This window comes from Kocuria sp. PD6 (assembly GCF_031844145.1).
Lineage (GTDB): Bacteria > Actinomycetota > Actinomycetes > Actinomycetales > Micrococcaceae > Kocuria > Kocuria marina.
On sequence record NZ_JAUZUS010000011.1, the window covers coordinates 1 to 13,029 of the forward strand.

General features: G+C 64.4%; 11 protein-coding genes. 7 read left to right on the forward strand and 4 right to left on the reverse strand.

The window, feature by feature from the left end:
* Window positions 1-80 precede the first annotated feature (80 nt).
* Together Q9R22_RS10645 and Q9R22_RS10650 are read left to right on the forward strand one after the other, a co-directional pair.
* Window positions 81-3,164 carry a type I restriction endonuclease subunit R gene (locus tag Q9R22_RS10645; protein ID WP_131332527.1) on the forward strand — a complete coding sequence of 1,028 codons (3,084 nt, stop codon included), beginning with the start codon at window positions 81-83 and terminating at the stop codon, window positions 3,162-3,164.
* Entirely contained in the window at window positions 3,151-3,900 is a 750-nt protein-coding gene (locus Q9R22_RS10650) for a M48 family metallopeptidase (RefSeq protein WP_131332528.1), read from the forward strand. Before Q9R22_RS10645 ends, Q9R22_RS10650 begins: the two co-directional genes overlap by 14 nt.
* A 309-nt stretch (window positions 3,901-4,209) precedes the next feature.
* Here Q9R22_RS10650 and Q9R22_RS10660 read toward each other — a convergent pair whose 3' ends face one another.
* Window positions 4,210-4,845, reverse strand: a complete 636-nt coding sequence (locus tag Q9R22_RS10660) for a hypothetical protein (protein WP_311254195.1) — start codon at window positions 4,843-4,845, stop codon at window positions 4,210-4,212.
* Window positions 4,846-5,190: 345 nt separating this feature from the next.
* On the opposite strand from Q9R22_RS10660, the gene Q9R22_RS10665 reads away from it, so the two are divergent.
* From Q9R22_RS10665 to Q9R22_RS10685, 5 genes are all read left to right on the forward strand, one after another.
* On the forward strand, window positions 5,191-6,459 hold the full coding sequence (locus Q9R22_RS10665) for an ATP-binding protein (protein ID WP_131332530.1): 1,269 nt from the start codon (window positions 5,191-5,193) through the stop codon (window positions 6,457-6,459).
* Between the two features lie 148 nt (window positions 6,460-6,607).
* Window positions 6,608-6,886 carry a type II toxin-antitoxin system Phd/YefM family antitoxin gene (locus tag Q9R22_RS10670; RefSeq protein ID WP_131332531.1) on the forward strand — a complete coding sequence of 93 codons (279 nt, stop codon included), beginning with the start codon at window positions 6,608-6,610 and terminating at the stop codon, window positions 6,884-6,886.
* Window positions 6,887-7,141: a Txe/YoeB family addiction module toxin gene (locus Q9R22_RS10675; protein WP_131332532.1), complete on the forward strand. Its 255-nt coding sequence runs from the start codon at window positions 6,887-6,889 to the stop codon at window positions 7,139-7,141. It abuts the gene before it with no gap.
* Window positions 7,142-7,263: 122 nt separating this feature from the next.
* A complete protein-coding gene (locus Q9R22_RS10680; protein WP_131332533.1) occupies window positions 7,264-7,800 on the forward strand; it encodes a GNAT family N-acetyltransferase in 537 nt (178 codons plus the stop codon).
* 164 nt (window positions 7,801-7,964) lie between these two features.
* Window positions 7,965-9,395: an anion permease gene (locus Q9R22_RS10685; protein ID WP_131332534.1), complete on the forward strand. Its 1,431-nt coding sequence runs from the start codon at window positions 7,965-7,967 to the stop codon at window positions 9,393-9,395.
* Between the two features lie 88 nt (window positions 9,396-9,483).
* On the opposite strand, the gene Q9R22_RS10690 is transcribed toward Q9R22_RS10685, so the two are convergent.
* Genes Q9R22_RS10690 through Q9R22_RS10700 form a run of 3 tightly spaced genes read right to left on the reverse strand, consistent with a single transcriptional unit; the run spans window position 9,484 to window position 12,963 of the window.
* The gene (locus tag Q9R22_RS10690; protein ID WP_131332535.1) at window positions 9,484-10,233 is read right to left on the reverse strand and encodes a succinate dehydrogenase/fumarate reductase iron-sulfur subunit; all 750 of its coding nucleotides are present in this window, start codon (window positions 10,231-10,233) and stop codon (window positions 9,484-9,486) included.
* A gap of 13 nt (window positions 10,234-10,246) precedes the next feature.
* On the reverse strand, window positions 10,247-12,241 hold the full coding sequence (locus Q9R22_RS10695) for a fumarate reductase/succinate dehydrogenase flavoprotein subunit (protein ID WP_311254196.1): 1,995 nt from the start codon (window positions 12,239-12,241) through the stop codon (window positions 10,247-10,249).
* Window positions 12,241-12,963: a succinate dehydrogenase cytochrome b subunit gene (locus tag Q9R22_RS10700; RefSeq protein WP_131332537.1), complete on the reverse strand. Its 723-nt coding sequence runs from the start codon at window positions 12,961-12,963 to the stop codon at window positions 12,241-12,243. Before Q9R22_RS10700 ends, Q9R22_RS10695 begins: the two co-directional genes overlap by 1 nt.
* Between the last annotated feature and the right edge of the window lie 66 nt (window positions 12,964-13,029).

Consider the following 13,029-nt stretch of genomic DNA (forward strand, 5'->3'; position numbering starts at 1 on the left):
ACAAAAGCTCGCGCCATGAAGACTGGCATGATGCAACAACTTCTGACTGGCCGGGTTCGTCTACCCATGGAGGCATCAGCGTGAGTGACGTCGGCCAGATCGAACGCAAGACGCAGGATCGCGTCGTCAAGCTGTTCGCGGAGCAGCTCGGGTACGACAACCAGGGCAACTGGGAGTACCGCCAGGGCAACTCGAACATCGAAGAGGCGCTGCTCACCCAGAACCTCAAGGCGCGCGGCTACTCCAACCTCCTAATCTCTCGCGCCATTGACCAACTCAAGAAGGCCGCAGCTGTCAGCGCCGGCCATGACCTCTACGAAGCCAACCGCGAGGTCTACGAACTGCTGCGTTATGGCATCAAGGTGAAGCCGAGCGCCAGCGACCCAACGGTCACGGTCTGGCTGATCGACTGGAACGATCCGAACGCCAATCACTTCGTCATCGCCGAAGAAGTCACGGTGCTCGGCCAGCACACCAAGCGGCCCGACGTCGTGCTCTACGTCAACGGCATCGCCTTCGCCACCATTGAGCTCAAGCGCTCGTATGTCGGTGTCTCCGAAGGCATCCGGCAGACGCTTGGCAACCAGGACAAGCAGTTCATCCGGCCGTTCTTTTCTACAGTGCAGCTGGTCTTCGCTGGTAACGACGTCGAGGGGCTGCGCTATGGGGTCATCGACACGCCCGAGAAGTACTGGCTGGCGTGGAAGGAACCGTCCGACGTCGCTGGTCCGCTTGACCGCGCGCTGCTGCAACTGTGCAACAAGGCTCGCTTCCTCGAACTGATTCACGACTTCACCGTCTTCGATGCCGGTGTACGCAAGACCGCTCGACACAACCAGTTCTTCGGCGTGACGGCCGCTCAGGAACGGATCGCCAAACGCGAGGGCGGCATCATCTGGCACACCCAGGGGTCGGGCAAGAGCCTAACCATGGTGTGGCTGGCCAAGTGGATCCGTGAACATCAGGACGATGCGAGGGTCCTGCTGATCACCGATCGCACCGAACTCGACGAGCAGATCGAGGGTGTCTTCAAGGGTGTCAACGAGCAGATCTATCGGACCAAGAGCGGCGCCGACCTGATCGACACGCTCAACAAGCGCCAGGAGTGGCTCATCTGCTCGCTCGTCCACAAGTTCCGCGCTGCTGACAGCGACAAGCACCAGGACGAGGCAGCAGGTGACTTCATCAAGGAGCTGAGCGCCTCCATCCCGAAGGACTTTTCCGTCAAGGGCAACCTATTCGTCTTCGTCGACGAAGCCCACCGCACCCAGTCCGGCAAGATGCACTCCGCCATGAAGCAGCTGCTACCGGGTGCCATGTTCATCGGCTTCACCGGTACGCCGCTATTGAAGGCCGACCAGGCCACCAGCATCGAGACGTTTGGCTCGTTCATCCACACCTACAAGTTCGACGAAGCGGTCGAAGACGGCGTGGTGCTTGATCTGCGCTACGAAGCCCGCAACATCGACCAGCACCTGACCAGCCCGAAGAAGATCGACCAGTGGTTTGACATCAAGACCAAGGGCATGACCGACCTCAGCAAGGCCGAACTCAAGAAGCGCTGGGGCACGATGCAGAAGGTCGTCTCCAGCGAGCCCCGAGCCAAGCAGATCGTCGACGACATCCTGCTTGACATGGAAACCAAGCCCCGCCTGATGAACGGGCGCGGCAACGCCATGCTGGTCGGCGCCAGCATCTACCAAGCATGCAAGTTCTACGACCTGTTTGTAGCCAGTGGCTTCAAGGGCAAGTGCGCCATCGTCACCAGCTACGTGCCCAACGCCAGCGCCATCTCCAAGGAAAACTCCGGCGAGGGTAAGACCGAGAAGATCCGCCAGTACGACACCTACCGCAAGATGCTGGCTGACTACTTCGACCAACCGGAAGACGTCGCCGTCACCCGAGTCGAGGAGTTCGAGAAGGCGGTCAAGAAGCAGTTCGTCGAGAATCCAGGCCAGATGCGCCTGCTGATCGTTGTCAACAAGTTGCTGACCGGCTTCGATGCACCGAGCGCCACCTACCTCTACATCGACAAGAAGATGCGCGACCACGGGCTGTTCCAAGCCATCTGCCGCGTCAACCGACTCGACGGCGACGACAAGGACTACGGCTACATCGTCGACTACCAAGACCTGTTCAACTCCCTCGAAGATGCGATCACCGACTACACCTCGGGTGCGCTTGACGGTTATGTGAAGAAGGACATCGAGGGTCTGCTCTCCGACCGCATCGAGAAGGCACGCCAGGATCTGGACGAGGCGCTGGAAGCGGTACGGGCGCTCGTAGAGCCGGTATCGAACCCGAAGAACACCGTCGACTACTTGCGCTACTTCGCGACCACCGACGGCGATGGCGAGTTGCTGAAAAATAACGAGCAGAAGCGTGTCGCCTTCTACAAGGCCGTCACTGTCGTCGCCCGCTGTTTCGCCAACCTTGCCAATGAGATGACCGAAGCCGGCTACACCGACACCGAGGCTGAGGCGATTAAGCGCGAGGTTGCCCACTTCGTTGACGTCAGAGCTGAAGTCAAGCTCGGCGCTGGCGAGGATGTCGACTTCAAGCAGTACGAAGCCGGTATGCGCCACCTCCTCGACACCTACATCCAGGCCGACGACTCCGAGGTGGTGTCCGAGTTCGACAACGTCGGGCTCGTCGACCTCATCGTCAAGCTTGGCGCTGGGGTGATCGACAAGCTGCCGCCCGGCATTAGAAAGGATCCCGAGGCCGTCGCCGAAACGATCACGAACAACATGCGCAAGGTGATCGTCGATGAGTATGCAACCAACCCGGCCTACTACGACAAGATGAGTACCCTGCTCGACTCGATCCTCGAGGCTCGCCGCAAGGCTGCAATCGACTACAAGCAGTACCTGGCGTCACTGCTTGATGCAGCGGAACAACTCGGCAGCAAAAGATCTGACCAGGCGTACCCGGAGTGGGTGCACAACGGAGCGCAACGCGCCCTGGTGGACTTCCACTTCACTGACCCATCCCATCCGATCCAGGTCGATTTCGCGATCCGGACGTCGAAGCCGCACAACTGGGTCGGTAATGCCATGAAGGAAAAGCACGTACGACGCGCCATCGCCCAGGTACTCCCTGATGGGTTCGACCGTCTCGACAAGTTGTTCGACCTTGTGAAAGCTCGCGATGAGTACCACTAACGCCTACCTGACCGTCCGCGGGATCGAGATTGATGTCATCTACAAGGACATCAAGAACCTGCACATCGGCGTCTACCCGCCACTCGGCCGGGTCCGAGTGGCTGCTCCAACTCGCCTCGACGACGATGCCGTACGGCTGGCCATTATCAAGCGCTTGCCGTGGATCGAGCAGCAGCGTCAACAGTTCAAGGACGCCGAGCGGCAATCCGAGCGCGAGATGGTTACTGGGGAGTCCCACTACGTCTGGGGGAACCGGTACCGCCTCAAGATCGTTTACCGTCCCGGAGACACTCATTTCGAGATCGACGGCGATCGGCTCGTGCTCTACACCCCAGAGGGCGGCGATAGCGCTCGGCACCGCGTCGCCCTCGATCAGTGGTACCGCCAGCAGCTACGCCATGCCCTACCCGAAGTGATAGCCGCGTGGGAGGTCAAGCTGGGTCTGTCAGTTCCGAAGTGGACAATTCGACGCATGAAGACGAAGTGGGGCTCATGCAACCGGGAGACGCGGCACATCTGGTTCAACGCCGAGCTCGCCAAGAAGCACCCCGACTGCCTGGAGTACGTCGTCGTCCACGAGATGATCCATTATCTTGAACGGGGCCACGGAGAGCGGTTCACGAAATTGATGGATCGGGAACTCCCCGATTGGCGACGTCGCCGCGAGCAACTAAACCGCGAACCCTTGGCCGAGGAGGCGTGGGGGACTGCTGCACGAGAAAGTGGCAGGGGTTAGGCAACCAATTTGAGTGCTTTGGTCATGACGGTATCGAACTTGATCGGCGGCAATCGATCGAGGCGGTCCTGCCTGCGGCGCCGGGGATAGGCCGGCTCGATCCACGTGACGATCGCGATACGCAGCGGTTTCCGGGTGCCCCAGGTTTGGCGGTCGAGGACGTTCTCTCGTAGCAACAGGAAGAATGAAGCGCCCTGGGTTTCGTTCCGATCCTCCTTGAAGAAGTAGGCCGGAACGAAACCCAGGGCGCTTAAGCTTGCCCTACTTTTGGATATACGCGATCGACCAGATAATGCTGATCGTTACGAGTTAACCGAGGTCGAGGTCGCCGTTGAGCCACTCGTATGTGCGCTGCTTGTCCACCGTGGGGTCATCATTGACGACTAACGAGAGATACCGGTCAAAAGCATCCTCCGACGGTGAATGAGCGTCCGCAGGGACGTCAGTGTCGTCGTCCATAGCGACAGTCGCCGTCCCGGTGACGAAGAGGGATGTGAAGAGACGCGCGGTACCCAGAAGCTCTACGAGGCGGGCACTGATCTGTTCAGTCCGCGTCCTGATGGCTTCTCGTAGAAGCCCGCTGCCCGTCTCGGGCCACGCGGTGTCGAAGACACCTTCGGCCTCGGAGTAGCGAGCGAGCTCGATGGTTGTGATACCGGGGCGGACCTCGTCAACCAGATCAGGGTTCGTCTCGAGATCGGCGCTCAGACCTGAAAGGACCTGCTGGAAAAGATCGTAGAGTCGGCCGAGTGCCGCGAGCGTCATGAGGCTACGGGGGTAATCGGGGTCGTCTTCATCAACTTGCGCGGGGACGTCGCCAGCGCGGGCAAGGACTCCCCAGGCCCAGGGGATCCATCTCTGGTCGTCGCGGAAGTCCATGCCATCGGTGATTGTCTCGAGCAGGTGCTCAGGGATCGAGGCTGGGGTATCGGGTGCGGTGCTCATGGAGTCTCCGTCCGTCTCTGGCTGGCCAATGTTGAGCATCGCACACGGGGCTGACACGTAGAAGGCTGAGGGTCCTGGAGCAAGGAGGACAAGGAGGACTTGGTGTCATCGAGGTCGTCTCCTGAACTGCCGTCTTGCATGCGGTTCGGTCAGCACAGTTCGATGTCACCTATCCCTGCAAAAGCCCCGGTCTACTGGAGTGAAGGGGGCGTGGGTCGTGACCCTAGGTAGTCGAAGCGCGATATCCATAAAGGTGGCCGGGTTTCTGAGAAATTTGCGGCGTCCTGACTAGTTCAGAGCATGCGTATTGTCTAGTTGCACATCTGCTACTGGTATGCTTCAGGCATGTCGTACACCCGTCGCATCGTGGACCTCGAGCTGGATGACCTCTTTGGCGAGGTAGCAGCCCTCGCACTGGATGGCCCCAAGGCCGTAGGCAAGACCACGACGGCGGAACAACGGGCAGATGGGTTGGTAAAGCTGGACTCCAAGGCCGTTCGCGAGCCTGTCTCAGCGGATCCACAGATCATCCTCCGCCGCCCGCGTCCGCTCCTCGTCGATGAGTGGCAGAAAGTACCGGAGGTGTGGGATGTCGTTCGCCGCGCTGTAGATGAGGATGCCGCAGGCGGACAGTTTCTTCTGACCGGCAGTGCGAGTCCGCAGGACGGAACTGTGCAGCACTCGGGAGCCGGTCGGATCGGCCGCCTGCGCATGCGTCCGATGACGCTCGCCGAGCGTGGTCTGGTCACACCGACCGTCAGTCTGGCTGCTGTTCTGGTGGGACGTGATGCCATCCAGGGGGAGTCACCGCTTGGGCTGCCCGAATACGTGGAGGAAATCGTCGCCTCGGGTTTTCCGGGGATGCGCGGCCTGAGCTCCCGCGCCCGGGGCTTTCAGCTCGACTCCTACCTGCGCAATGCTGTGGAGCGCGACGTGCCAGAGCAGGGCCTGGCGGTCCGTCGCCCGGAGGCCATGATGGCCTGGCTGCGAGCGTATGCTTCCGCCACTTCGACGACGGCGAGCTACTCCCAGATTCTCGATGCGGCGACCCCTGGTCATAGCGACAAGCCGGCACGGGCGACCGCCGAGTCCTACCGCCAGGTGCTCGCCTCGTTGTGGCTTCTCGACCCTGTGCCGGCCTGGACCCCGACCGGCAGTCCGATGACTCGCCTCGGGCAGGCTCCGAAGCACCACCTGGCCGATCCTGCTCTGGCAGCTCGCCTCCTCGGCCTGGGCGCCGACGCACTGCTGGGCGGCAAAGGGGAGCCACTTCGTCCCCAGGCGGGTTCCATGCTGGGGACGCTCTTCGAATCGTTGGTGACATTGTGCGTCCGTGTCGCTGCCCAGGCCGCGGAGGTCGACGTCGCACACCTGCGGACGCGCAACGGCGACCATGAGGTGGACCTCGTGGTCGTGCGGCCCGACGGCGGGGTTGTTGGGGCGGAGGTGAAGCTCGCGGCGGCTGTCAGCGACTCCGACGGCAAGCACCTGCGCTGGCTGCGCGATCAGCTGGGATCACGTTTCGTGGATGGTCTGATCATCACGACGGGTCCGACCGCCTATCGGCGGCGGGATGGTATCGCCGTGGTGCCCCTGGCCCTGTTTGGCCCCTGAGGAACGAAGCAGCCTGAGCCGAATTGTCTGAGGGCGTCGGCAACGTCCCCAGCGAAGGAAGCCCATGCCTGATCGTCGTCATGCGGACCGCACCAGGATGTCGACTGGTACCATAAAAAGGTACCAGTCAACGTAGGGAAGGTACTCCATGTCCATCAGCGCAAGCGAGGCCCGCAAGACTCTCTTCCCGCTCATCGAGCGCGTGAACGAGGACCAGGAAGCCGTCGAGATCGTCTCTCGGAAGGGCAACGCGGTGCTCATGCCTGCCGACGAGTACGCGGCGTGGCAGGAGACCGCCTACCTGTTCCGGTCGCCGTCGAACGCCCGCAGGCTGCTCGACGCCTACGATCGTGCCCGTGTCGGGAAGACCCAGGTCCACGAGCTCGACCGTTCCGACGAGTCGGTCAGCCAGTCTCGGGACGTCTGAATGCGGCTGGTCTGGGACGAGGCCGCCTGGGAGGACTACACGTACTGGCAGACCGCCGACCGGAGAATCCTCAAACGGATCAACCTGCTCATCGATGCCTGCCTGCGCGAGCCGTTCGAGGGCATCGGCAAGCCGGAGCAGTTGAAGTACGGGGCGCGGGGCTCGTGGTCGCGGCGCATCAACGAGGAGCACCGGGTCGTCTACCTCGTGACTGGTGAGGATCTCGTGATCTTGCAGGCTCGCTACCACTACTGAGCCGGGCTGAACTGTCGTTGTTCGGATCGGCTGTGCCAGGTGACTTTACTGCCGTCGTCCAAGGCGCATCTCTGGGAAGCCCGCGAGGCTTGTCCGACCATTGACTGGTGAGGAATGTTGCTGTGCCCGATGAAGCCCTGTTCCTTCGCAGATTGCGACAGTCGGACGCCCCTGCTGTTCACCAGGCTTTCGCCTCCAACCCCGACATGGCCCGTCAAGGCGTGGTCACTTCGGCCGAGGAAGCGTCGGCGTACGTCGCCCGCCTCGTGAGCCCGGACTCGCCCCATGAACCGTGGGCCGTCGTCGACTCCGACGCTCTGATCGGCCTCGTCTGCGTCACGGTGGACGAGGACAACCGGAACGGGTGGTTCTGGTACTGGATGACCGACCGAGCGCGCGGCAGGGGAGTCATGAGCCGGGCGGCGGCAACGGTCGCCGAGTGGGCCCTCGCGGAGCGCGAACTGGAGCGCCTCGAACTCGGCCATCGCGTCAACAACCCGGCCTCCGGCGTCGTCGCGAGAAGAGCTGGTTTCGTCAAAGAAGGAACCCAGCGCCAGAAATTCCTGGTGGACGGAGAACGCCTCGACGTCGACACCTACGGGCGGTTGAAAACCGACCCGCATCCGGCCTTTGACCCCCTGCCCATGGTCACCCGATGAATAGTGACGGGAAACACGTATCGGGTCGTGGGCCCATGAGCAAGGAGCCGTATTTTCGCTGGCCACGGGCCTAAAATTGAGGGGAGAAGAGTCTCACACCGGAGCGACACTCGGAGGCAGAAATGTCCGGCCATCAGGTTGATTCCACCCACGAATCCAGAACCATGAGTCGGGACACCGTCTCCATGCTCTGGAAGTTCGGACTGATGGTGCTGGTGGGCGCGGTGATCTTCTTCATCCCGGCACCCGAGGGCGTGGACCCCCGCGGCATGCACATGCTCGGCATCTTCGTCGCGACCATCCTGGGGCTCATCCTGCAGCCTCTGCCCACCCCGTCGGTGGCGCTGATCGGTCTGGCCACGGCCATGATCACCGGTGCCATGAATGTCAAGAGTGGGGAGGCGCTGAGTGGATTCTCCAACTCCGCGGTGCTGCTCATCGTCGCGGCGTTCTTCATCGCGGACGGCTTCTTGCTCACCGGGCTGGGGCGCCGCGTGGCCCTGATGTTTCTCAGGGTCCTCGGCAAATCGCCCCTGGGCATCGCCTACGGCATGGCCGTCACGGACCTCCTGCTCGCACCGGCCACCCCGTCCAACACGGCCCGCGCGGGTGGTGTGATCTACCCGATCGTCCGCTCCGTCGCCGAGGTCCAGGGCTCCACCCCGGACACCGACGAGTCCCGCAGGAAGCTCGGCTCCTACCTCACGTTCACCGCCGCCCACGTCAACGTGATCACCAGCGCCATGTTCATCACCGCCATGGCTGGCAACCCGCTGGCCGTGGCCTCCGCCGAGAAGCTCGGCGTGCACATCTCCTGGGGCCAGTGGGCCCTGGCCGCGCTGATCCCCGGCCTCGTGAGCCTGGCGGTGGTCCCGTGGCTGCTCATGAAGGTCTACCCGCCCACGCTGAAGAGCACGCCGGAAGCACCCACCATGGCGCGCAGCGAGCTGCAGAAGATGGGGTCCATGACCCGCGGTGAGATCATCATGGCGGCCACGTTTGTGCTGCTCCTGGTGCTGTGGGTCTTCGGCACGGCCATTGGCGTCAACGCCACCACGGCGGCCTTCGTCGGCATCGCGGTGCTGCTGGTCACCAAGGTGCTCACCTGGAACGACATGGCCAAGAACGGCTCCGCCTGGAACACCCTGATCTTCTTCGCGGTCCTGGTGGGCATGGCGGAGAACCTGAACAACCTGGGAGTCATCACCTGGATCGGCTCGGTGGTTTCCGGTGCCGTCGGTGGCATGCCCTGGGCTGTTGCCTTTGCCATCCTGGCGCTCGTCTACTTCTACGCGCACTACATGTTCGCCTCGAACACCGCGCAGATCGTCGCCATGTACGGCGTCTTCCTGGGTGCGGCCATCACCGCGGGTGCCCCGCCGATGTTCGCGGCCCTCGCCCTCGGCTACATCGGCAACCTGTTCGGCGCCATCTCCCACTACGCCTCCGGCCCGTCCGGCGTGGTCTACGGCTCCGGGTACGTCAAGGTCTCCGAGTGGTTCAAGGTCGCCTTCATCATGTCCGTGGCCATCATCATCATCTGGACCGTGGTGGGCACGGGCTGGATGTGGGTCCTCGGCGACCTCGCCATGTAGCCCGCCCGGCGAACCCGCCCAGTACGACGACGCTCGGTACCCTCCCAGGGGCACCGAGCGTCGTCGTCTGTTGTGGAAAGCGGCCAGGTCAGTCGTCCTTGTTGCGCAGCACCTGCCGCAGCTTCTCCCGGTTGAGCCCGGCGATCGCGGTGAGCGGGATGCCCGCGGGGCACACCTCCGCGCACTCGCCGTACACCGAGCACGGGCCGAACTCCTCCTCGGCGGCACGCGTGATGCCCTTGGCCCGGCGGCTGCGCTCCTTCTGGCTGGAGGGCAGCGTGGCCAGGTGCATGGTCTTGGACCCGGCGAACAGCTGGGCGGAGCCGTTGGGGCACGCCGCCACGCACGCACCGCAGCCGATGCACGCGGCCAGGTCCAGAGCCCACTCCGCGGACTCGTGGGACACCGGGATGGCGTCCGCGTCCGGGGCGGTGCCCACGGAGGTGGAGACGAAACCACCGGCTTCGATCACCCGGTCCAGCGCGCTGCGGTCCACCGCGAGGTCCTTGACCACGGGGAACGCGCCGCTGCGGAACGGTTCGAGCTGCACGGTGGCGCCGTCCTCGAAGGAGCGGAGGTGCTGCCGGCAGGACGGCGTCTTCTTCTGAGGGCCGTGGGGTCTGCCGTCCACGGTCACGCCGCACGCCCCGCAGATGCCCTCGCGGCAGTCCGAGTCGAACGCGATCGGCTCCTCGCCACGGGTAACGAGGTCGTCGTTGAGCTTGTCGAGCGCCTCCAGGAGGGAGAACTCGGGTCCGACCTCCTCCAGCAGGTACTCCTCGAAGTGCCCCTCCTCGGCGCCGGACTCCTGACGCCAGACTTTCAACGTGAGTTTCACGAGGATGTTCCTCTCATCGGTAGTCGCGGGTCTCGGGCGGGACGCTGGGGAACTCCAGGGGCTCCTGGTGCCTGATGTAGCGCGGTCCCGTTTCGCCGGTCTCGCCGGAATCAGCACGCTCCCACGCGGACGCGAACAGCCAGTGCTCGTCGTCGCGCTGGGCCTCGCCGCCCTCGGTCTGGTGCTCCTCACGGAAGTGCGCGCCGGCGGACTCGTCCCGGTCCAGCGCGTCCAGGCACATGAGCTCGGCCATATCCAGGTAGTCGGCCACGCGGCCGGCGCGCTCGAGCTCCTGGTTGAAGCCGTCCGGGCGCCCCTGCACACGCAGGTCGCTCCAGAACTCCCTGCGCAGCTCCTGGATGCCTCGCAGACCCTCGGCCAGCCCCTCGGCGGTGCGCGTCACCCCGCACTTCTCGTACAGCAGGTCGCCCAGCCGGCGGTGGAAGCGCTCCGGGCCCTGCGTGCCGCCGATCTCGACCAGCGCCTGCACGCCCGCCTCGGCCTCGGCAACCGCGGCCCGCACGACGTCGTCGTCCGGCGAGAGCTTCGGCTTGCCCAGCAGCGGTGCCAGGTAGTTGGGCACCGAGTAGGGGAGCGTGAACCACCCGTCCACGCACGCGGAGAGCAGCGAGTTGGCCCCGAGGCGGTTGGCGCCGTGGTAGCCCCAGCCAGCCTCGCCGCCCACGAACAGCCCGGGGATCGACGTCATCATGTCGTAGTCGCTCCACAGCCCGCCCATGGCGAAGTGCGCGCCGGGCGCAATGCGCATGGGCTCCTCGTACGGGTCCTCACCTGTGGCGTCCGAGTACATCTCGAAGAGGTTGCCGTAGCGCTCCGCGATCACCTTGCGGCCCAGGCGCTCGATGGCGTCCCGGAAGTCCAGGTACACGGAGTTCTTCAGCGGCCCGACGCCGCGGCCCGCGTCGATCTCGGTCCTCGCCGCCCGGCTGGCGACGTCGCGCGGTGTGAGGTTGCCGAAGGCCGGGTACCGGCGCTCCAGGTAGTAGTCGCGCTCGTCCTCGGGAATCTCGTCCGGGGGCCGGTGGTCCCCGGCCTTCACGGGAACCCAGATTCGGCCGTCGTTGCGCAGGGACTCGCTCATGAGAGTGGTCTTCGACTGCCACTCGCTGGAGACCGGCAGGGCCGTGGGGTGGAACTGGATGAAGCACGGGTTGGCGAACAGCGCGCCGCGCCGATGAGCCCGGAATGCGGCGGTGACGTTCGAGTTCTTGGCCAGCGTGGAGCGGTAGTAGACGTTGCCGTAGCCGCCGGTGGCGAGCACCACGGCGTCCCCGGTGACCGCCGAGATCTTCCCGGTCACGAGGTCGCGCACCACGATGCCCTGGGCGCGGCCCTCCACGACGATGAGGTCCAGCATCTCCGTGCGAGTGTGCAGGTTCACCTGTCCCGTGGAGACCTGCCGCAGCAGCGCCTGGGCGGCGGCAACCTGCAGCTGCTGACCGGTCTGCCCGCGCGTGTAGTAGGTCCGGGAGACCTGTACGCCGCCGAACGAGCGGGTGGCCAGCCCGCCCCCGTACTCGCGGGCGAAGGGCGCGCCGATCGCGTTCATGTGGTCGATGACCCGGATGCTCTCCTCGGCCAGCCGCCAGGCATCGGCCTCGCGGCCGCGGAAGTCGCCGCCCTTGACGGTGTCCTTCACGAACCGGGCGATCGAGTCGTTGTCCACCGTGCGGGCGCGTGCGGCATTGATGCCGCCCTGGGCGGCCACCGAGTGGGCGCGGCGCGGGGCGTCGTGGAAGGTGAACGACTCCACGTTGTAGCCGAGTTCGCCCAGGGCCGCCGCCGCACCTGCACCGGCGAGTCCGGTGCCCACGACGACCACGGTGAACTTCCGACGGTTGAGCGGGCCCACCATGCGGTAGTGCAGCCGCCGGTCCGCCCACATCTGGGACGGGGGCACGTCCGAGCCCAGGCCAGGGAGGTCCGAGCCCACGGTGCGCAGCTCGTCCAGCAGGGCGTGCGCCTGGGTGGTCGAGGATGCTGTCATCACTGAATCACTCCCAGGAGAACCAAGACGGGGATCGAGATGTTACCCAGGCAGATGACAATGGCGACCAGCCCTGCCACCCACGCGGCGAGCTGCCGCAGCCGCCTGCCGGTGGCGCCGAGGTCGTTGGCGGCGGTCCACGTCCCGTGGGCCACGTGCACGGTGAGCACCAGCATGGTGAGCATGTAGAAGAGGGCCACGAGGGGCCGCTGGAAACTGGCGACCAGATTGGCGTACGCCGATCCGCTCTCGAACGACCCGGATGCGGCCGGCTGGACACCCAGCGTGAGGTCCAGGATGTGGAAGATCACGAACAGCAGGATCACCAGGCCGGTTCCGAGCATCGAGCGCGCCATCAGGGCGTCGCCGCGACGCAGCCCGGTGCGTTTGAACGTCCCGCGGGCTCGACGGGCGCGCGTCCACAGCAGGAGCCCGCAGCCCACGTGCAGCACCAGGCTGATCAGCAGTACGACGCGCAGCACCCACAGGACACCCGCGTAGGGCATGAGCGGCATCAGGATCTCGCGCAGCCAGTGTGCGTAGTGGTCGAACTCCTCCTGGCCGCGGAAGATGTGCAGATTGCCGTACATGTGCACGAACACAAATCCGACGAAAATGAGACCGGTGACGGCCATGGTGGTTTTCGCGGCGAAGTTCGACACCGGCAGCCGTGTGCGCGGCGGGGCTGACGTGCGTTGTTTTCGCTGAATGGTTGCCGTCATCGTTGCCCCTCGTCAATGGGTGAACCGAGTGCTGAACTCCGGGAGTTCATCACCCTCAATTCTACG

Coding starts and splice junctions, on each gene's coding strand:
- Q9R22_RS10670 (WP_131332531.1), top strand. CDS start 6,608: ATGTCCATCAGCGCAAGCGAGGCCCGCAAGACTCTCTTCCCGCTCATC.
- Q9R22_RS10650 (WP_131332528.1), top strand. CDS start 3,151: ATGAGTACCACTAACGCCTACCTGACCGTCCGCGGGATCGAGATTGAT.
- Q9R22_RS10685 (WP_131332534.1), top strand. CDS start 7,965: ATGAGTCGGGACACCGTCTCCATGCTCTGGAAGTTCGGACTGATGGTG.
- Q9R22_RS10700 (WP_131332537.1), bottom strand. CDS start 12,963: ATGACGGCAACCATTCAGCGAAAACAACGCACGTCAGCCCCGCCGCGC.
- Q9R22_RS10660 (WP_311254195.1), bottom strand. CDS start 4,845: ATGAGCACCGCACCCGATACCCCAGCCTCGATCCCTGAGCACCTGCTC.
- Q9R22_RS10675 (WP_131332532.1), top strand. CDS start 6,887: ATGCGGCTGGTCTGGGACGAGGCCGCCTGGGAGGACTACACGTACTGG.
- Q9R22_RS10665 (WP_131332530.1), top strand. CDS start 5,191: ATGTCGTACACCCGTCGCATCGTGGACCTCGAGCTGGATGACCTCTTT.
- Q9R22_RS10695 (WP_311254196.1), bottom strand. CDS start 12,241: ATGACAGCATCCTCGACCACCCAGGCGCACGCCCTGCTGGACGAGCTG.